Source organism: Actinosynnema sp. CA-299493, from assembly GCF_050946825.1.
Lineage (GTDB): Bacteria > Actinomycetota > Actinomycetes > Mycobacteriales > Pseudonocardiaceae > Actinosynnema.
Genome location: NZ_CP191993.1, coordinates 8183403 through 8202694, shown reverse-complemented (window position 1 = coordinate 8202694; position 19292 = coordinate 8183403). Strand labels below are relative to the sequence as shown.

At 71.4% G+C, this 19292-nt stretch carries 19 protein-coding genes and 1 tRNA gene; 14 read left to right on the top strand and 6 right to left on the bottom strand.

Translation table 11 applies throughout. The features are described from left to right. Positions 1-104: 104 nt before the first annotated feature. On the bottom strand, positions 105-410 hold the full coding sequence (locus ACQPYE_RS35050) for a hypothetical protein (RefSeq protein WP_498717393.1): 306 nt from the start codon (positions 408-410) through the stop codon (positions 105-107). 136 nt (positions 411-546) lie between these two features. Here ACQPYE_RS35050 and ACQPYE_RS35045 point away from each other — a divergent pair, with 136 nt between their 5' ends. Next, positions 547-2538 carry a protein meaA gene (locus ACQPYE_RS35045; RefSeq protein WP_498717392.1) on the top strand — a complete coding sequence of 664 codons (1992 nt, stop codon included), beginning with the start codon at positions 547-549 and terminating at the stop codon, positions 2536-2538. Here the strand turns inward: ACQPYE_RS35045 and ACQPYE_RS35040 are convergent. After that, the gene (locus ACQPYE_RS35040; RefSeq protein WP_498717391.1) at positions 2535-3056 is read right to left on the bottom strand and encodes a cysteine hydrolase family protein; all 522 of its coding nucleotides are present in this window, start codon (positions 3054-3056) and stop codon (positions 2535-2537) included. The two genes, ACQPYE_RS35045 and ACQPYE_RS35040, sit on opposite strands and share 4 nt — an antisense overlap. Positions 3057-3128: 72 nt before the next feature. On the opposite strand from ACQPYE_RS35040, the gene ACQPYE_RS35035 reads away from it, so the two are divergent. Then, positions 3129-4076 (top strand): GlxA family transcriptional regulator, encoded by a 948-nt coding sequence (locus tag ACQPYE_RS35035; protein WP_498717390.1) that lies wholly within the window; start codon positions 3129-3131, stop codon positions 4074-4076. Between the two features lie 16 nt (positions 4077-4092). On the opposite strand, the gene ACQPYE_RS35030 is transcribed toward ACQPYE_RS35035, so the two are convergent. Further along, positions 4093-4887: a hypothetical protein gene (locus tag ACQPYE_RS35030; protein WP_498717389.1), complete on the bottom strand. Its 795-nt coding sequence runs from the start codon at positions 4885-4887 to the stop codon at positions 4093-4095. 89 nt (positions 4888-4976) lie between these two features. On the opposite strand from ACQPYE_RS35030, the gene ACQPYE_RS35025 reads away from it, so the two are divergent. Further along, entirely contained in the window at positions 4977-5750 is a 774-nt protein-coding gene (locus tag ACQPYE_RS35025) for an enoyl-CoA hydratase-related protein (RefSeq protein ID WP_498717388.1), read from the top strand. 91 nt (positions 5751-5841) lie between these two features. On the opposite strand, the gene ACQPYE_RS35020 is transcribed toward ACQPYE_RS35025, so the two are convergent. Further along, a complete protein-coding gene (locus tag ACQPYE_RS35020) occupies positions 5842-6192 on the bottom strand; it encodes a DoxX family protein (protein ID WP_498717386.1) in 351 nt (116 codons plus the stop codon). A 108-nt stretch (positions 6193-6300) separates the two neighbouring features. Beyond that, on the bottom strand, positions 6301-6837 hold the full coding sequence (locus tag ACQPYE_RS35015; RefSeq protein ID WP_498717384.1) for an NUDIX domain-containing protein: 537 nt from the start codon (positions 6835-6837) through the stop codon (positions 6301-6303). A 241-nt stretch (positions 6838-7078) separates the two neighbouring features. Here ACQPYE_RS35015 and nucS point away from each other — a divergent pair, with 241 nt between their 5' ends. The 8 genes from nucS to ACQPYE_RS34975 all read left to right on the top strand — a co-directional run bounded on the left by nucS (position 7079) and on the right by ACQPYE_RS34975 (position 15443). After that, positions 7079-7738 (top strand): endonuclease NucS, encoded by a 660-nt coding sequence (nucS, locus tag ACQPYE_RS35010; protein ID WP_498717383.1) that lies wholly within the window; start codon positions 7079-7081, stop codon positions 7736-7738. A gap of 177 nt (positions 7739-7915) precedes the next feature. Then, a tRNA-OTHER gene (locus tag ACQPYE_RS35005) sits at positions 7916-7985 on the top strand. Between the two features lie 107 nt (positions 7986-8092). Beyond that, positions 8093-9679, top strand: coding sequence for a TROVE domain-containing protein (locus tag ACQPYE_RS35000; RefSeq protein WP_498717382.1), 1587 nt, complete (start codon positions 8093-8095; stop codon positions 9677-9679). Positions 9680-10023: 344 nt separating this feature from the next. Next, positions 10024-10362: a hypothetical protein gene (locus tag ACQPYE_RS34995; protein ID WP_498717381.1), complete on the top strand. Its 339-nt coding sequence runs from the start codon at positions 10024-10026 to the stop codon at positions 10360-10362. 163 nt (positions 10363-10525) lie between these two features. Further along, positions 10526-12208, top strand: coding sequence for a sodium:solute symporter family protein (locus ACQPYE_RS34990; protein WP_498717378.1), 1683 nt, complete (start codon positions 10526-10528; stop codon positions 12206-12208). Between the two features lie 11 nt (positions 12209-12219). Then, on the top strand, positions 12220-12495 hold the full coding sequence (locus ACQPYE_RS34985) for a hypothetical protein (protein WP_498717376.1): 276 nt from the start codon (positions 12220-12222) through the stop codon (positions 12493-12495). A gap of 366 nt (positions 12496-12861) precedes the next feature. Further along, on the top strand, positions 12862-13860 hold the full coding sequence (locus ACQPYE_RS34980) for a DUF3558 domain-containing protein (RefSeq protein WP_498717374.1): 999 nt from the start codon (positions 12862-12864) through the stop codon (positions 13858-13860). A gap of 77 nt (positions 13861-13937) precedes the next feature. Further along, on the top strand, positions 13938-15443 hold the full coding sequence (locus ACQPYE_RS34975) for an aldehyde dehydrogenase family protein (RefSeq protein ID WP_498717373.1): 1506 nt from the start codon (positions 13938-13940) through the stop codon (positions 15441-15443). A gap of 348 nt (positions 15444-15791) precedes the next feature. Here ACQPYE_RS34975 and ACQPYE_RS34970 read toward each other — a convergent pair whose 3' ends face one another. Further along, positions 15792-16796 (bottom strand): ABC transporter substrate-binding protein, encoded by a 1005-nt coding sequence (locus ACQPYE_RS34970; protein WP_498717371.1) that lies wholly within the window; start codon positions 16794-16796, stop codon positions 15792-15794. Between the two features lie 131 nt (positions 16797-16927). On the opposite strand from ACQPYE_RS34970, the gene dhaK reads away from it, so the two are divergent. From dhaK to dhaM, 3 genes are read left to right on the top strand one after another with little or no spacing between them, the layout of a single operon-like run. Then, a complete protein-coding gene (dhaK, locus tag ACQPYE_RS34965; RefSeq protein WP_498717370.1) occupies positions 16928-17929 on the top strand; it encodes a dihydroxyacetone kinase subunit DhaK in 1002 nt (333 codons plus the stop codon). Next, on the top strand, positions 17929-18555 hold the full coding sequence (gene dhaL / locus ACQPYE_RS34960) for a dihydroxyacetone kinase subunit DhaL (RefSeq protein WP_498717369.1): 627 nt from the start codon (positions 17929-17931) through the stop codon (positions 18553-18555). The genes dhaK and dhaL overlap by 1 nt, the downstream gene beginning before the upstream one ends. Then, positions 18552-19208: a dihydroxyacetone kinase phosphoryl donor subunit DhaM gene (dhaM, locus tag ACQPYE_RS34955; RefSeq protein ID WP_498717367.1), complete on the top strand. Its 657-nt coding sequence runs from the start codon at positions 18552-18554 to the stop codon at positions 19206-19208. The genes dhaL and dhaM overlap by 4 nt, the downstream gene beginning before the upstream one ends. Positions 19209-19292 lie beyond the last annotated feature (84 nt).

Below are 19292 nucleotides of genomic sequence, written 5' to 3'. Positions count from 1 at the left end.
TCCGCGGGAGGGTTCGGCGTCGGGCGCGCCGGCCGGTGCGGGCCGCCGCGTCGGACCACTGTCACCTCGATGCCGGCGGTCCGCAAGCTCCGCGAGGTCGGCGCCTACCCGTGCTGGTGCAGGAGGAGCCTGGCGTCGGGCACGTCCGCCGGGAACACCATCAGCCGGTGCAGGCCGTCGCGGCGGACCACCGTCACCCTGATGCGGGCGGTGCGCAAGCGCTTGGCCAGCACGTCCGCGGCCTCGGGGGTCGGCACGGCGGTGACCTCGGTCAGCAGGCCGAAGTCGTCGCCGGTGTAGTCGGGCACGGCCCGGCGGTCGATGCCGAACGCCCAGAACAGCACCAGGGCGAGCAGCCCGAACACGATGACCAGCAGCAGGAACGTGGTGAGCGCGGTCACGCGGCACATCCTCCCGCAGCTTCGATTCAGTGAGCAACGGCACGCGCGAGCTGTGTTACCCGTCAGTACGCTACGGGGAACCGTGACTCCAGGGCGGCCGAGCCGTCGCCCGCGGAGCAGCGGCAATGAGACACAGGAGGTTGCCGTGCCGTACCCGGCCGACCGAGAGCGCGACCGTCCGTGGGTCATGCGGACGTACGCGGGCCACTCCAGCGCCACCGCCTCCAACGCGCTGTACCGCCGCAACCTCGCCAAGGGCCAGACGGGTCTGTCCGTGGCCTTCGACCTGCCCACGCAGACCGGCTACGACCCGGACGACGAGCTGGCCAGGGGCGAGGTCGGCAAGGTCGGCGTGCCGGTCGGCCACATCGGCGACATGCGGCAGCTGTTCGACGGCATCCCGATGGGCGAGGCGAACACCTCCATGACCATCAACGCGACGGCCATGTGGCTGCTCGCGCTGTACGTCAGCGTGGCCGAGGAGCACGGCGCGGACCGCGCCACCCTCGCGGGCACCACGCAGAACGACATCATCAAGGAGTACCTGTCCCGAGGCACGTACGTGTTCCCGCCCGGGCCGAGCCTGCGGCTGATCACCGACGTGGTCGCGTGGACCGTGTCGAACGTGCCGAAGTGGAACCCGATCAACATCTGCTCCTACCACCTGCAGGAGGCGGGCGCGACGCCCGTGCAGGAGATCGCCTACTCGCTGTCCACCGCTATCGCGGTGCTGGACTCGGTGTTCGACGCGGGCCAGGTGCCCGAGGAGCGGCGCGGCGAGGTCGTCGCCCGCATCTCCTTCTTCGTCAACGCGGGCGTGCGGTTCGTCGAGGAGATGTGCAAGATGCGGGCGTTCGTCCGGCTGTGGGACGAGATCACCCGCGACCGGTACGGCATCGCCGAGGCCAAGCACCGCCGGTTCCGGTACGGCGTGCAGGTGAACTCGCTCGGGCTGACCGAGGCGCAGCCGGAGAACAACGTGCAGCGGATCGTGCTGGAAATGCTGGCCGTGACCCTGTCCCGGGACGCGCGGGCCCGCGCGATCCAGCTGCCCGCGTGGAACGAGGCGCTCGGCCTGCCCCGGCCGTGGGACCAGCAGTGGGCGCTGCGGATGCAGCAGGTGCTGGCCTACGAGACGGACCTGCTGGAGTACCAGGACATCTTCGACGGCTCGCACGTCGTCCAGGCCAAGGTGGACGAGCTCGTCGAGGGCGCGCGGGCCGAGATCGACCGCGTGCAGGCGATGGGCGGCGCGGTCGCGGCGGTCGAGTCCGGGTACATGAAGTCGGCGCTGGTGTCGTCGTTGGCGGACCGGCGTCGGCGGGTGGAGTCCGGTGAGGACGTCGTGGTCGGCGTGAACAAGTTCGCCACCACCGAGCCGTCGCCGTTGCAGGCCGAGGGCGCGAACGCGATCGAGCAGATCGACCCGGTCGTGGAGCGGCGCGCGGTCGAGGCGATCCGGGCGTGGCGGTCCTCCCGGGACGACGCGCTGGTCCGGTCCACCCTGGACGACCTGCGCGCGGCGGCGAAGACGGACCGGAACCTGGTCGAGGTCACGATCGCGTGCGCGAAGGCCGGCGTGACGACGGGCGAGTGGTCGCAGGCGTTGCGCGAGGCGTTCGGCGAGTACCGCGCGCCGACCGGGGTCTCGGCGGCGTCGGCGTCCGGCGAGTCGGGCGCGGAGATCGGGCGGGTGCGCGAGCGCGTGCGGGCGACCGGCGAGGAGTTGGGCGAGCGGCTGCGGATCCTGGTGGGCAAGCCCGGTCTGGACGGTCACTCCAACGGCGCCGAGCAGGTCGCCGTGCGGGCCCGCGACGTCGGCTTCGAGGTCGTCTACCAGGGCATCCGGCTCACGCCCGCGCAGATCGTGGCCGCCGCCGTGCAGGAGGACGTGCACGTGGTCGGCCTGTCGATCCTGTCCGGCTCGCACCTGGAGGTCGTGCCCGCGGTGGTCGACGGCCTGCGCGCGGCCGGCGCGGGTGACGTGCCGGTCGTCGTCGGGGGGATCGTCCCGCCCGACGACGCCGCGGAGCTGCGCGAGCGCGGTGTGGCCCGGGTGTTCACGCCCAAGGACTACGAGCTCACCCAGATCATGGACGAGATCGTGACGGTCGTCCGGGACGCCAACGGCCTCTAGACCACTTCCCGGGTGGACACGATCTCGGCGAACCCGCCGCCACGCAGGTTCGCCGCGGTGGCCCGGGTGAGCTCGTCGGCGGTCAGGTCCTCCAGGTCGAACGTGAACGTGGCGTCGAGCACGACCTTGACCCGGTAGCCGAGGTTGCCGCCGACGCGGGCGGTCGTCTCGACGCACATGTTCGTCTGGATGCCGGCGAGCACGATGTCGGTGACGCCGCGGGCCCGCAGCCACACGTCCAGGTCGACCTCGCCGTGGAACGCGGAGTTGACGTTCTTGGCGAAGACCAGGTCGGCGTCGACGTCGTCGAGCTCGGGCTTGAACCGGTTGCCGTCCTGGCCGGGCCGCAGCGGCGAGCCGGGCGTGGTCGAGTCGTGCCGGACGAGCACCAGCGGGCCGGTCCAGGAGTCGACGAGGCGGGCGATGTTGGCCTCCGCGCCCGGGTTGTTCCGCTTGCCCCAGGACGGGTCGTCGAAGCCGCGCTGCACGTCGATCAGGATCAGGACGGTGTCGCTCATGACGTCGAGTCTGCGGTCGTGGTCGGGCCGGGTGTGAGTGGCAGATCCGGCGCGTTGGAGTACTTTCCTGCCATGCGGACGGTGGGGGTGCTCCTGCTGCCGGGCAGTCGGATGTTCGACGTCTCGGTGGTGAGCGAGGTGTGGGGCGTGGACCGCTCCGACGCCGGGGTCGGCCCGTTCGAGCTGCGGCTGTGCGCGCCGGGACGGGTGGCGACGGCCGTGGCGCCGGTGGGCGTCATCCCGGCCACGCACGGCCTGTCCGGTCTGCGCGGCTGCGACCTGGTGGTGGTGCCCGGTCGGGTGGACCCGCTCGCACCGGTGCCGGACGCCGCGGTGCGTGCGCTGCGGTCGTTCTCCGGGACGGTCGCGGCGTTGTGCTCGGGGGCGTTCACGGTGGCGGCGGCGGGGATGCTGGACGGCCGGGAGGCCACCACGCACTGGCGGCTGCTGGACGCGCTGGAGGTCGCCGCGCCCCGGGCCCGCGTGGTCCGGGACGTCCTGTTCACCGACGGAGAGGTGCTGACGTCGGCCGGCGTGGTCGGCGGCTTGGACCTGTGCCTGCACCTGGTGCGCCGGGCGCACGGCGCCGACGTGGCCGCCGCCCTGGCCCGGCGGCTGGTGATGCCGCCGACCCGGGAGGGAGGCCAGCGCCAGTACGTCGACCCGCCCCTGCCGCCCCGCCCCGACCGCGTCGGCATAGCGTCCACAGTGGACTGGGCGGTGGACCGCCTGGCGTCGGCCGTCGGCGTGTCCGACATGGCCGCGCACGCGGGGATGAGCGAACGCACCTTCCACCGGGCGTTCCTGGCCGCGACCGGCAACACGCCCGGCCGCTGGCTCCAGGTGCAGCGGGTCCGGCTGGCGCGACGCCTGCTGGAGACCACCGACCTGCCGGTGCACCGCGTGGCCGAACGGGCGGGCCTCGGCACCCCGGCCAACCTCCGCCGCCGCCTGCGCGCGGAGCTCGGCGTGACCCCCGACGCCTACCGCCGCACCTTCCACGTGCCCGCCGCCTCCTGACCCCGCCGACGCGGCGTCACGGGGATGGCGGCGTCACGGGGATGATGCTGCTGTCCTCCTCGAACACCAGCAGCCGCGAGCCCAGCGGCTTCGCCAGCGTCACGGGGTAGTACTGGAACCGGTAGACCGCGGCACGGGCGCACTCGCCGACCGGCCCGACCGTCCGCACACCGATCACCACCGACGTCTCGGTCTCGGTCACCACGGGCTCCTTGACGGCGGGCGCGTCACCCCGGCACGGCGTCGGGGGCGTGCCCAGCTCCACCTCCAGCCGCACCCCGTCCGTCGTCCTGGCGTGGTGGCTCCCGATGATCTCCTCGCCCCGCTTCCAGAACGCCTCCGGCGTGACCGCGGGCCACGCGTACACGCTGCCGAACACGGACCGGAACCGCCACGCCGGCAGTTCCAGCTGACCGCGGTCGGTGTTGAACAGCGCCGTGCCCAGTTCGACGCTCACCAGCTCCAACTCGCCATCACGACCTCCACCGGGCATCCCGGCCAGCGCGTCACGCACGCTGATCAGCGGAAACGTTGCCGGGCCGTCGGGCAGCACCACCGAGGCCGGGCCGGGCGTCGGCGGCTCGACACCGGTGAACCGGTGGCCGACGGCCAGCTTCTCCTCCCCGAGGCCCATCCACTCCACGGTCAGCAGCTTCGGCTGGAACAGCACGATCGGGCGGGGGACCGCGGTCGCCGGGAAGTCCACCCCGGTGGGCGCGGTCGCGGTCGGGGCGGGCAGGTCGGACCCGGTGAGCAGGGCCGGTTGCACCGCCCGGTCGACCCGGGCGCAGCCCGCCACCACCAGGAGCACACCGAGGACCGCGACTGACGGGCGAAGTCTCATGCCACCGGGACGGAAGTCCACCGGCATGCGGTTGCACGGCCGGTTACCGTCGCGACATGGCCGAATACCAGCACATCCGCGTCGACCGCACGGATGACGTCGTGCGGATCACCATGGACCGCGCCACCCGGCGCAACTCGCTGTCCGCCGAGCACCTGGCGGAGCTGCTGACCGCGTTCCGCGAAGTCGCCGCGTCGGACGCGGTGGGCGTGGTGCTCGCGGGCGAGGGGCCCGTGTTCTCCGCCGGGCACGACTTCGCCGACGTGTCGGCCCGCGATCTGGAGGGCGTGCGCGACCTGCTGATGCTGTGCACGGACCTGATGCGCACCATCGAGTCCGTGCCTCAGGTCGTGATCGCGCGCGTGCACGGCCTGGCCACGGCGGCGGGCTGCCAGCTGATGGCGTCGTGCGACCTGGCGGTGGCCGCCGAGGAGGCCGCGTTCGCCCTGCCCGGCGGCAAGGGCGGCTGGTTCTGCCACACCCCGGCGGTGCCGGTGGCCCGCGCGATCGGGCGCAAGCGGCTGATGGAGATGGCGTTGACCGGCGACCCGGTGGACGCGCGCACCGCCGAGCAGTGGGGCCTGGTGAACCGCGTCGTGCCGCTCGCCGAGCTGGACGACGCCGTGGACGAGCTGATGCGCCGGGCCACCCGGGGGAGCCGGGCGAGCAAGGCGCTGGGCAAGCAGACGATCTACGCCCAGCTCGACCGGCCCGAGGCCGACGCCTACGGCATCGCGGTGGAGGTGATGGCGGCGGCGTCGCAGACCCCGGCGGCGAAGGAGGGCATGTCGTCGTTCCTGGCGAAGCGGTCCCCGGTCTGGACCGACTGACCGCTGCCCGGCACAGGACCACCGCGCACCGACCGCGGCCCCGGCGACACGTACCGAACGTTCGACGGGGTCGGGATCGGCGCGTGACAGCTCACCCCGCCACTTGGAGGACGAGGCAGGCGACGGGCAGCACGAGGTACGCGCCGGGCGCCGCGATGGTGCGCCACACCCCGGCGCGCGCGTGCGCCACGACCGCGCCCACGAAGAACGCCACCAGCCCGATCGCCGCCGCCGTCCCGACGACGGGCACGCCGAGCAGGCCGAGCAGGAGGCCGACCGCGCCCGCGCCCTTCAGCAGGCCCAGCACGGGCACCCACGACGGCGGCACGCCCACCGCGGCCGAGTTCGCCAGGACGAAGTCCGCCCTGGCCAGGTCGGCGACGGCGATGCCGGCGTTGGCGAGGATCGTGATCGCGGTGACCACGACGTGCGCGGTGGACATGAGACACCTCCGGGTGGGCGGACGGGACCGTCTGCCCACCCGACGTGCGGGCGGCGCGGAAGGTGACCGGCTACCCCGGCCGCTCCGCGATCCCGGTGGCCCCGGCGGTCACGGCTGCGCGTGCTCGTGCAGCAGGAGCAGCGTGTAGGCGGCGATCGACTGGGCGTCGGTGATGTCGCCCCGCGCGATCATCGCCTCGAACTCCGCGCGCGGGAACCACGCCGAGCGCATGTCCTGCTCCTCGTGCTCCCGCTCGTGGAAGCCCTCCCGCAGTTCGGTGGCCAGGAACACCCGGCCGCGCTGGCTGGACATGCCCGGCGCGACGTCCAGCAGGCCGAGCTGCACGAGCTTGCCCGCCCGCAGCCCCGTCTCCTCCCGCAACTCGCGCTCGGCCAGCACCAGCGGGTCCTCGTCCACGCGTTCGGGGGCGGTGCCCTGCGGGAACTCCCAGCGCCGCAGGCCGATCGGGTAGCGGAACTGCTCGACCAGCCGCAGCCGCTCGCCGTCCATGGGGATCACCAGCGCGAAGTCGGGCTTGTCCACCACGCCGTAGATGCCGGTGGTCCCGTCCGCGCGCCCGATGGCGTCCTCCCGGACCACCATCCACTGGTTCGCGTACACCTCACGCGATCCGAGGGTTTCCACGATCACTCTCCCTGTGCCGAAGGCTCCGGGTCGGAGCGCGATCGGGCCGGTTCCGATCGACGCCACCCGTACGCGAAGTACACCACCACGCGCGCGACCGACGCGGACCCGAAGCGCGACCGGCCGGACCCGGCGAAGGCCGACCGCGGCCGGCGTCGCGAGCTGCCGGAACGCGGCGGTGACACGTCGGCCGACGGTACCTGCCGCCGGACCGGGGCCCGCACCCCGTAGCCTGTCGGCCGTGCGCCTCGTCATCGCTCGCTGCCAGGTCGACTACGTCGGACGCCTCACCGCCCATCTGCCGATGGCGCAGAGGTTGCTGCTGATCAAGTCGGACGGCTCGGTGTCGATCCACTCCGACGACCGCGCGTACAAGCCGCTGAACTGGATGAGCCCGCCGTGCTGGCTGATCGAGGACCCGGACATGTGGGTCGTGCAGAACAAGGCGGGCGAGAAGCTGGTCATCACCCTGGCCGAGGTGCTGCACGACTCCAAGCACGAGCTCGGCCCGGAACCCGGCCTGGTCAAGGACGGCGTCGAAGCGGACCTGCAGAAGCTGCTGGCCGAGCACGTCACCACGCTCGGCGACGGCTGGACGCTGGTGCGGCGCGAGTTCCCGACCCCGATCGGCCCGGTCGACCTGATGTGCCGCGACGCCAAGGGCGGCTCCGTGGCCGTCGAGATCAAGCGCCGCGGCGAGATCGACGGCGTCGAACAGCTGACCCGCTACCTGGAACTGCTCAACCGCGACCCGCTGCTGGCCCCGGTCCGCGGCGTGTTCGCCGCGCAGCAGATCAAGCCGCAGGCGCGCACCCTCGCCGAGGACCGGGGCATCCGCTGCGTCGTGCTGGACTACGACACCCTGCGCGGCATCGAATCCGACGAGTTCCGCCTGTTCTGATCGCGCTCGTCGATCGCTTTGACCGGGTCGCTCGCATTGATCCGGAAATCCGGTTGATCGCCCCGCCGTGCCGATTAAGCTGAGTCCCGCACCCGGTGCGAAGTTCGGCGGCTACTTCTTCAGGTGAAATCACGCCGCCGGACGACTTGACCTCGGGAGCGCACAACTCCACACGTGCCCGGTGCGCAGGCGAGGGTTACTTCCGCTGATAACGGGGTTGTTGCGGGTTCGAGTCCCGTCACCGGTTCGCCGGTGTAGCTCAATTCGGCAGAGCGCCTTATGTACCTTCACCGATTTGATCTCGGGCACGTGTGGGGTTCGTGGTCGCTCCTCTCGGCAATTGAGGGGCGGGAGATGAGCAAGTTCAACTTCGGTCGCGTGCGCGCGGCCGCGTCCAGCCCGGTCGTGTCCGAGGCGGCGGCGAGCGGGCGCACCCACGAGGGTGCTCCAGGTCATGCGCGGGACGACAAGTCGGCCCTCTTCCTGCTCGCGGTCACCAACATGGTGGGCGAGCAGACCTTCTACGAGTCCGCCGGCGATCGGGACGACCGCTACGCCGCGCTGGTCCGCGCCACGACCCTCGCCGACCCCGACTGGACGGCCCGGTTCCTGGCGTGGCTGCGCGGTGAGGCGAACATGCGCACGGCGGCCCTCGTCGGCGCCGCGCACTTCGTGAAGGCCCGACTTGAGTCCGGTGCGTCGGGCATGTCCCGGCAGGTCGTGGACTCGGTGCTGCACCGCGCCGACGAGCCGGGCGAGCTGCTGGCCTACTGGACCTCGCGCCACGGCCGCGGGCTGCCGAAGCCGATCAAGCGCGGCGTCGGCGACGCGGTGCGGCGGCTGTACGACGAGCGCGCGTCGGTGAAGTGGGACTCCGAGGCGCGGGGCTTCCGGTTCGGCGACGTGCTGAACCTGACGCACCCGACACCGCGCGCCGACTGGCAGGGCGACCTGTTCACCCACGTCCTCGACCGCCGCAACAACCGCGCCGACGACGTGCCCGAGTCGCTCGGCGTGCTGCGCGCACGCGCGGAACTGCTGGCGTGGCCGGTGCAACGGCGGCGCGCGCTGTTCCGCGAGGACCGCGACACCGCGGCCTCGACGCTGCGCGCGGCGGGCATGACGTGGGAGTCGGTCGCGGGCTGGTTGCGGGGTCCGCTGACGGCCGAGGTGTGGGAGTCGCTGATCCCGTCGATGGGCTACATGTCGTTGCTCCGCAACCTCCGCAACTTCGACGCGGCGGGGGTGTCGGACGCGGTGGCGGCGGAGGTGGCGGAGCGGTTGGCCGACGCGGGGCAGGTGGCGCGGTCCCGGCAGCTGCCCATGCGGTTCCTGTCGGCGTACCGGGCGGCGCCTTCGTTGCGGTGGGCTTGGGCGTTGGAGCAGGCGATCACGCGGTCGCTCGGCAACGTGCCCGAGCTGCCCGGCCGCACGCTGGTGCTGATCGACACGTCGTACTCGATGACCGAGCCGTTCGCGAAGGACGGCACGCTCAAGCGGTGGGACGCGGCGGCGGTGTTCGGGATCGCGCTCGGTTCCCGGTGCGAGCGGGCGGACGTGGTGTCGTTCTCGGACGACACGCGCCCGTTCCGGCTGAGCCGGGGCGAGTCGCTGCTGAAGGCGGTCGAGCGCTGGAAGTCCGACGGCTACTTCCTGGGCAGCGGCACGGCCACCGCCCGCGCGGTGCGGTCGCGCTTCAAGCGCCACGACCGCGTCGTGATCGTCACCGACGAGCAGGTGGGCGACGGCGACGTGCACCGGGCGATGCCCGACGACGTGCCGCTGTACACGTGGAACCTGGCCGGGTACCGGCACGGCCACGCACCGAGCGGCGGCGTCGGCGGCGGTCGTGATCGGCACACGTTCGGCGGGCTGACCGACCAGGCCTTCCGGATGATCCCGCTGCTGGAGAGCGGTCGGGACGCCGGCTGGCCGTTCTAGGCGGAGCACGCCACCGGTCCGCATCGCGCGGGCCGGTGGCGGGTCGGTGGGGCGGCGGTTGGAGATGGGCGGGCCGTCGGCGGTTGGCGGGCCGGTGGACTGGCGGACTTGCGGGCCGGTGGCGGGTTGGTGGAAGGGCGGTGGCGTGGTCGTTCTCTCCGCAGTTCTCGGGGTTCGGCGGTAAGCCGTTCGGGTGCGTGGCAGGGCGGATCCCGCGATATACGCTGACTTCCCCCTCAACGGGCCGGGAGGCGCGTGTGCGAAGATCACGAAGACGAAGATCCGGTTCAACCGTTCTGGTCCTGTCGGTTCTCCTTCCTGTTCTCCTGGCGGTGGCGGGCTGCGTGTCGCAGGCATCCGTGCCGCCGCCACCCATCGTCGCGGCGTTGAGCTCCACCGCCGCGTCCCCTCCCGCCGCGCACCTCGCGGCACGCCCCCTCGCCGGCCAGGCCGGTGGCGAAGTCCGGCTCAGCGGCGAGGGTTATCCGGCACACGGTCGAGTGGTGTTCACCTTCCACGGCCACCGGATCGGTGACGTCACCTCCGACGCGGTCGGCCGGTTCGCCGACGTCCCGGTGCGGGTGCCCGACTCGTTCGGCGATTCCGCCCCCGGCACGCAGTTCACCATCGGAGCCACCTCCGGACCCGTCTACGCCGAGACGCCGTTCGTCCTCACCCGCTGACGCCGCAGCGCGCCCACCTGAGGTTTAGCCCGGGGTAGTTCAAACCGGCGGAGCGCGCCGGGGTGCACTACCGTCGGCTTGATCGGCTGTGCGGTAGTGGCTGGTCATGCGTGGTGCTGCGCGATGGTGTTCGGTTTGTTCGGATCAGGGGAGGTGGGCGGAGGTGCCCGTACTGGCCCAGGTGGACCTCAGGCTGGATGCCGGTCCGTTGGACTACACCTTGCTGGCGGTCTACTTCGTGTTCGTCCTCGGCATCGGCTTCCTGGCCCGCAGATCGGTCTCGTCCAGCCTGGACTTCCTGCTCTCCGGCCGTTCGCTGCCCGCGTGGGTGACGGGTCTGGCGTTCATCTCCGCGAACCTCGGCGCGATCGAGCTGCTCGGCATGGCGGCCAACGGCGCGCAGTACGGCATGGCGACCGTGCACTACTACTGGATCGGCGCGATCCCGGCCATGGTGTTCCTCGGCCTGGTGATGATGCCGTTCTACTACGGCTCGAAGGTGCGCAGCGTCCCGGAGTTCCTGCGCCGCCGCTTCGGCAAGGGCGCGCACCTGGTCAACGCGATCAGCTTCGCCGTCGCCCAGGTGCTGATCGCGGGCGTGAACCTGTACGCGCTGGCGTTCCTGCTGAACCTGATGCTCGGCTGGCCCATCCCGCTGTCGGTGGTCATCGCGGCGGCGATCGTGCTGACGTACACGGCGCTGGGCGGCCTGTCCGCGGCCATCTACAACGAAGTGCTCCAGTTCTTCGTGATCGTGGCCGCGCTGCTGCCGCTGACGATCGTCGGCCTGCACAAGGTCGGCGGCTGGGACGGGCTGGTGGAGAAGGTCACCGGCGGTCCCGGTGGGTCCGAGCAGCTGTCGGCGTGGCCCGCGACGGAGCTGACCGGCATCCAGAACCCGGTGCTCAGCGTGATCGGCATCGTGTTCGGCCTCGGGTTCGTGCTGTCGTTCGGGTACTGGACGACGAACTTCGCCGAGGTGCAGCGCGCGCTGTCGGCCAAGAGCATGTCGGCCGCGCGGCGCACGCCGATCATCGGCGCGTACCCGAAGATGCTGATCCCGTTCGTGGTCATCATCCCGGGCATCATCGCCGCGCTGGTCGTGCCGGAGATGATCGCGCTCAAGGCCGGTGAGGACAGCGGCGTCGTCTACAACAACGCGCTGCCCGCGTTGATCGGCGAGCTGCTGCCCAACGGCATGCTGGGCATCGCGATCACGGGTCTGCTGGCGTCGTTCATGGCGGGTGTCGCGGCGAACGTGTCGTCGTTCAACACGGTGTTCACGTACGACCTGTGGCAGGACTACGTGAAGAAGGACCGCCCGGACGAGTACTACCTGCGGGTCGGGCGGCTGGCCACGATCGGCGGCACGGTGGTCGCGATCGGGACCGCGTTCCTGGCCGCCGGCTACGGCAACATCATGGACTACATCCAGGCGTTGTTCTCGTTCTTCAACGCGCCGCTGTTCGCCACGTTCATCCTGGCCATGTTCTGGAAGCGGATGTCGGCGGCGGCGGGTTGGGCCGGCCTGGTGGCGGGCACGCTCGGCGCGGTGGCGGTGTTCGTGCTGGCCGAGACCGGCGTGCTCGACCTGCCCGGCCAGGGCGCGAGCTTCCTCGGCGCGGGAGTGGCGTTCGTGGTGGACATCGTGGTCAGCGTGGTGGTGACGTCGTTCACCCGGCCGGTGCCGGAGGAGCGGCTGGTCGGGCTGGTCTACAGCCTGACGCCCAAGGAAGACCGCAGGCACTCCACCACGGGTGAGGACGCCGGGTGGTACCGGTCGCCGCTGCTGCTCGGCATCGGCGTGCTGCTGCTGACCGCCGTGCTCAACATCATCTTCGGCTGAGGGAGGTCGTCGTGGCGCGCAAGGCCGGTCTGTTCGACCTGCGACTGGTGATCGCGGTGCTGTTCGCCGTCTACGGCGTGGTGCTGGTGGTGGTCGGACTCGGCTTCACCGACGAGGCCGACCTGGCCAAGGCGGATGGGCTCAACATCAACCTGTGGAGCGGCGTGGGCATGGCCGTGCTGGCGGCGGTGTTCGCGGCCTGGGCGACCCTGCGGCCGGTCATCGTGCCCGAGGAGCCCGGTGCGGCCGATCTGTCGGCCGGGCAGTCGTCGGGGACGGAGGGGTGAGGGCGGCCCCGGGGATGGAGGGCTGAGGGGCGGCCCTGGGGGATGGAGGGCTGAGGCCGGTAGCGCCTCGGGGGCCGGGGGTAGGGCCGGTCAGCGCCTCGGGGGCTGAGGGTGGGACCGGTCAGCGCCTCGGGTAGACCGGGTTGAAGGCCTCGACCGTCCAGGTGTCGAGCCAGCGGACGGCGCGGCGGATGCCGGGGCGGATGCGCATGTGGTGGTCCTCTCACGGTCCGGTTCGTCGGGTCGGCCCGGGATGGGCCGTCCAGTGCAGCGCGTCGATCTTCTGAATCGTTCCCGAAGGCCGTCGTGAGGACGGACACAGGGTTCGTGCCACGAATGGAGCACTCGGTCGCTACCGTGCACCTCGTGCCCCGTCTCGTCGCCGTGTTGAGCTTGATCCTGCTGCTGGCCGGCTGCGCCGGGGCGGATCTGGCCAAGCAGAAGTTCCCGCGCACCACGATCCCGGCCAACGCCGAGAGCGTGTCGGACCCGAGCGGGACGAGTCAGAAGTCGCCGCCGCCCGCGGACGGTGAGCCGGTCGATCCCGCGTTCGCGGCGGACAAGCTGCGGCTGATCGACCCGTGCGAGCTGCTGGACGAGGACGTGCTCAAGCGGTTCGGCACGCCCGGCGAACGGTCGCGCAGCGGGTTCAGCCGGTGCTCGAACTTCATGAAGGACAAGGCGGGCAAGGACCTGGCCGTCACGGTCGAGGTCGGCCAGACCATGACGAGCGAGCTGAAGAACGCGGACAAGCAGCTCGCCGGCCTGCGCAGCTACGAGCAGGTGCTGGAGAACAGCGCGTGCTTCGTCTCGGTGATCACGCAGGAGGAGCCGGGCCTCGGCCTGACGGTGCAGATCGGGTACGAGGACGGCGACGCGTGCGCGCCGGGACGTGAGATGGCCGAGGCGGTGGTCAAGCAGATCAAGGAGCGCTCGGCGACCCGGACGCCCGCGAAGGGCTCGCTGATCACGCTCGACCCGTGCGTCGTGCCGGACAAGGCGGCGGTCGACGCGGCGGCGGGCGCCGATTACCGTCTGTACCCGTACGGGCTGCACAACTGCGCGTGGGTCGGCGACGATCGCGAGCTGACGCTGGCGTTCCGCGAGGCGTACATCCCGGACGACCGCGAGTTCGACGACAAGCAGACCGAGGTCGACCTGGGCGGCGGCGTGACCGGCTACCAGGTGTCGAACAGCACGGCGTTCCCGTCGTGCGAGGTCAAGTGGGTGCAGCTGGTCGGCTCGGCCAACGAGGGCGAGCTCGTCCAGGTCAAGTCGGCCGGCCGGAAGGCCGCCGAGTTCGACCGCTGCGCGACGGCCGTGACGTTCGCCAAGGCGATCCTCGGCAAGATCCCGAAGGGCTGAACGGGGGCTGACATCACCCCCCGTTACCCGTTACTGTCGAGTAACACCCGTGTTCGTGCTTGCGCTAGGAGGGTCCGATGACGCAGACCGTTCCCACCACTCCGGCGCGGGTCGACGACGGGCAGCGGCGGTTCGCGTCGCTCGACCCCCGCACGGGTGAGGTCGTCGACCACCACGTGGTGGCGTCGGAGGACGACGTCCGGGAAGCCGTGCGGGTGGCTCGGGACGCCTCGGTGTTCTGGGCGGAGCTGGGGTACGACGGCAGGCGGGCGCGGTTGGACGCGTGGCGCAAGCTGCTGCTCAAGCGGTTGGACGAGTTCCAGGTGCTGATCAGCGCGGAGACCGGGAAGTCCGCCGACGACGCGCGGACCGAGTTGGCGCTGGTGATCGACCACCTGCACTGGGCGGCGAAGCACGCGCCCAAGGTGCTGGGCAAGCGCAAGGTCGCGCCCGGGATGCTGATGTACAACCACGCGGCGACGCTGGAGTACCGGCCGCTGGGCGTGGTCGGCGTGATCGGGCCGTGGAACTACCCGGCGTTCACCCCGATGGGGTCCATCGCGTACGCGCTGGCGGCGGGGAACGCGGTGGTGTTCAAGCCGTCGGAGTTCACGCCGGGGGTCGGGGTGTTCCTCGCGTCGACGTTCGGCGAGGTCGTGCCGGAGTTCCCGGTGCTCCAGGTGGTGACGGGGTTCGGTGAGACCGGCGCGGCGTTGTGCGCGTCGGGGGTGGACAAGGTGGCGTTCACCGGGTCGACGGCGACGGGCAAGAAGGTGATGGCGGCGTGCGCGGCGTCGTTGACGCCGGTGCTGGTGGAGTGCGGTGGCAAGGACCCGCTGATCGTGGCCGAGGACGCGGACGTCCGGTCGGCGGCGGACGGCGCGGTGTGGGGCGGGATCTTCAACTCCGGGCAGACGTGCGCCGGGGTCGAGCGGGTCTACGTGGCGGACGCGGTGTACGAGGAGTTCATCGGGCTGGTGGTGGAGAAGGCGAAGAAGTTGCGGCCCGGCGGCGAGGCCGACGCGCACTTCGGGCCGATCACCATGCCCAAGCAGGTGGACGTGATCCAGTCGCACGTGGCCGACGCGCTGGAGCGCGGTGGTCGGGCGGTGGTCGGGGGGTTGGAGTCGATCCGGCCGCCGTACGTCGAGCCGGTGGTGCTGGTGGACGTGCCCGACGACTCGACGGCGGTGACCGAGGAGACGTTCGGCCCCACGTTGGTGGTGACGCGGGTGGCGGACGCCGACGAGGCGGTCCGGCGGGCGAACTCGCTGGCTTACGGGCTGGGCGCGTCGGTGTACTCGCGGAACCGGGGCGAGGAGTTGGCGGACAAGCTGCGGTGCGGGATGGTGTCGATCAACTCGGTGTTGGCGTTCGCCTCGATGCCCGGGTTGCCGTTCGGCGGGGTGGGGGATTCGGGGTTCGGGCGGATCCACGGGGAGGACGGGCTGCGGGAGTTCGCCTACGCCCACGCGGTGACGCGGAAGCGGTTCGGGGCCCTGCTGAACCCGATGACCTACGACCGCGGGTCTCGGACGATCCGGCACGTCGTGCGGCTGGTGCGCGTCCTCTACGGCCGCTGACGCGAGAGTCCTACCTTCACGGCGCGCGAGTCCTACGTTCAGGGCGTGCGTGTCCTACGTTCGGGACGTGCGTGTCCTACGTTCGGGACGTGCGTGTCCTGCGTTCAGGTACCCCGAGTTGAACGTTCGGGTGCGGGTTGGCTCGATGTGACATGGGGCCCTTACGGGCACTCCAGGCAGGCCAAAGCCAGCAGGCCCGGCGGGGAAGAGCGTCCCGCCAAGCCTGCCGGCTTCGACCAGCCTAAAGCACCCGAACCCATGTCAAATCGGGCCTGGTGGGAGCTGGGTGGGGGCGGGTTGGGGCGGGGCTGGGGGTTGGGGTGAGGTGGGGGAGGGTTGGGGTGCGGGTTAGTTGGTGAGGGTTTGTTCGAGGTCGGTGAGGACGTCTTCGGCGGCGAGGACGCCCAGGCCCAGGAACCACGTTTCGTCGGCGACCGGTTTGGCGTGGTTGGTCTTGACGGCGGTCAGGGTTTGCCAGAGGGGGCCGGCGAGGACTTGGCCTTGGGCGGTCTTGGTTTGGTCGCCGTAGGTGCCGATGAGGATCCAGTCGCCGTCGGCTTGGGCGATCTGTTCGGTGCTGACCTCGACGGCCAGGTCGTCCGCCTGGCTGGCTGGGGGTTGGGGGATGCCCGCGTCGATCAGGATCGTGCCGATGAAGCTCTTCTTGGCGTAGAGCCGGATCTTGCCCGGCATGAAGCGGAGCATGGTGACGGTCGGGCGCTTGCCGGTCTTGGACTCGATGTTCTTGCCGACCTCCTCGGCGTGGGCTTCGTAGTCGCCGAGGAGCTTCTCGGCCTCGGCGGAACGGTCGAGGGCGGCGGCGTTCAGGCGGAAGTTCTCCTTCCACGTGTAGCCGGGGCGGGCGGCGAAGACGGTCGGGGCGATGGCCGAGAGCTTCGGGTACTGCTGTTCGGCGCGCAGTTGGGAGCCGATGATGAGGTCGGGCTGGAGCTTGGCGATCGTCTCCAGGTTGAGGCTGGTGATGCCGCCCACGTTCTCCGGGTTGCCCGCCTTGTCGCCGATGTAGCCGGGCATGGTGGGCGCGCCGTCCGGGTAGGCGACGCCGACCGGCTCGATGCCCAGGGCGACGACGTTGTCCAGCTCGCCGCCGTCGAGGACGACGACGCGTTCCGGGCGCTTCTCGATCACCGTCTCGCCCATGGCGTGCTTGATGGTGCGGGGGAACTGGCCGGGTCGGGCGTCGGTGCCGAAGCCGGCGCTCTTCTCGCCCGCCTGGCCGAACTCCGAGCCGCCCTGGGCCACGGCGGGCTTGTCGGTGGCGGTCTCGGTCTGGCCGCACGCCGCGAGGGTGAGGGCGGCGGCGAGCAGAGCCGCGATCCTGGTGTTCGACACTCCGGTGTTCCTCCACTACTCCAGGTCACTGACCTGCTGTTCTTAGGGTTGCCTCACCGTAGCTTCCGCTTTCGGGGCCGCTCGCGGTGGAGTAGTAATGGGGTGATCAGCGTCGATCGGGAGGTCCACCCGTGAAGAAGGTCATCAACGATCCGGCGACCGTGGTGGTCGACGCGTTGCGCGGGATGGCGCTCGCGCACGCCGACCTGCTGGAGGTCCGGTACGACCCGGCGGTGGTGCTGCGGGCGGACGCGCCGGTGTCGCGGAAGGTGGCCGTCATCTCGGGTGGTGGTTCGGGGCACGAGCCGTTGCACGGCGGGTTCGTCGGGCGGGGGATGCTCGACGCGGCCTGTCCCGGTCCGGTGTTCACGTCGCCGACGCCCGATCAGGTGGCGGCGGCGGTGGCGCGCACGGATGGTGGGGCGGGCGCGTTGTTGATCGTGAAGAACTACACGGGTGACGTGCTCAACTTCGAGACGGCGGCCGAGCTGGCGGCGGCCGACGGCGTGGACGTGCGGACCGTGGTGATCGACGACGACGTCGCGGTGAAGGACTCGTTGTACACGGCGGGGCGGCGTGGTGTGGGTGGGACCGTGTTGCTGGAGAAGATCGTCGGGGCGGCGGCTGAACGCGGGGTCGACCTCGACGGGTGCGAGGCGTTGGCGCGGCGGGTCGTCGGGCAGGTCAGGTCGATGGGGTTGGCGTTGACGGCCTGCACGGTGCCGCACGCGGGGGAGCCGTCGTTCACGCTGGCCGACGACGAGATGGAGCTGGGGATCGGCATCCACGGTGAGCCGGGGCGGCGGCGGGTGGCGGTGGGCACGGCGGACGAGATGGTGGGGGCGCTGCTCGACCCGGTGCTGGAGGACCTGCCGTTCGGCGAGGGCGACCGGGTGCTGCTGTTCACGAACTCGATGGGCGGGACGCCGTTGATCGAGCTGTACTTGGCGCACGGGATCGCCGAGCGGTTGTTGGCGGAGCGGGGGATCGTCGTGGAGCGGCGGTTGGTCGGGCCGTACATCACCAGTCTGGAGATGCAGGGGATGAGCTTGACGTTGTTGAAGCTGGACGACGAGATGGTCGAGTTGTGGGACGCGCCCGTGCACACCCCGGCGCTGCGGTGGGGCGTCTGATGGACTGCACGGCGGAGTCGCTCGCGGAGGCGATGCGGGCGGTGGCGGCGGTCGTGGTCGAGCACCGCGAGGAGTTGAACCGGCTGGATCGCGAGATCGGCGACGGTGACCACGGCGAGAACCTGGCCAGGGGGCTCAGGGCGTTGGAGTCCAAACTGGACGAGGCGCCGTCGTCGCCCGGCGGGGTGCTGCGGTTGGCGGCCACGACGTTGATCTCGACGGTGGGCGGCGCGGCGGGGCCGTTGTACGGGACGGCGTTCCTGCGCGCGGCCACGTCGGTGGGCGATGTCGCCTCGGTGGACGGTACGGCGGTGGCGGTGGCGTTGCGGGCGGCGTTGGACGGTGTGGTGGGGCGGGGGAAGGCGGCGTTGGGCGACAAGACGATGGTGGACGCGCTGACGCCCGCCGTCGCGGCTGCGGAGTCCGTGGCCGTCACCGGTGGTGGCGTGGCGGAGGTGTTGGCGGCGGCTGCCGAGGCGGCGGAGATGGGCGCCGACTCGACGGTGCGAATGGTGGCGCGGAAGGGGCGTGCGTCGTATCTGGGTGAGCGGAGTGAGGGGCACCTGGACCCGGGCGCGCGGTCGACGGCGTTGTTGTTGCGGACGTTGGCGGGGAGGGCGCGGTGATCGGTCTGGTGGTGGTGTCGCACAGCCGTCAGCTGGCCGACGGGGTCGCCGAGTTGGCGGGGCAGATGGCTCCGTCGGTGGCGATCGTGCCGTCCGGTGGTGACGGGACGGGAGGCTTGGGCACGGATTACGTGGCCGTCGGCGAGGCCATCGCGCGGGCCGATTCCGGGTCCGGGGTCGTGGTCCTCTTCGACCTCGGCAGCGCGAAGATGGTGGCCGACATGGCTGCCGAGGAGGCAGCGGGGTCGGTCGTCGTGGTGGACGCGCCGTTGGTGGAGGGCGCGGTGGCGGCGGCGGTGCGGGCGCAGGGCGGGGCCGGGTTGGCGGAGGTGGCGAAGGCGGCGTCCACGGCGGGGGCCGCTGTCGTGCCGGCGGTGGTGGCGGGCGAGGTGGTGCGGGCCGACGTGGAGCTGACGAACTCGGTGGGCTTGCACGCGCGGCCGGCGGCGTTGGTGGTGCGGGCGTTGGACCCGTTGGACGCCTCGGTGGTGGTGCGGTTCGGCGCGGAGTCGGCGGACGCCAAGAGCGTGCTGGCGTTGATGGGGCTGGGTGCTCCGGGCGGTGCGCGGGTGGAGGTCGTGGCCGCGGGCGCGGACGCGGCGGAGGCCGTGCGGAGGGTGCGGGAACTGGCCGCGCGGCGGTTCGACGAGTGAATGGCTGGACCGATTACTTGCTCGATACGGATGGTGAAGCTCACGCTCACGAGGCGTGACGACCGTGGGATAGTCGCGGTCAAG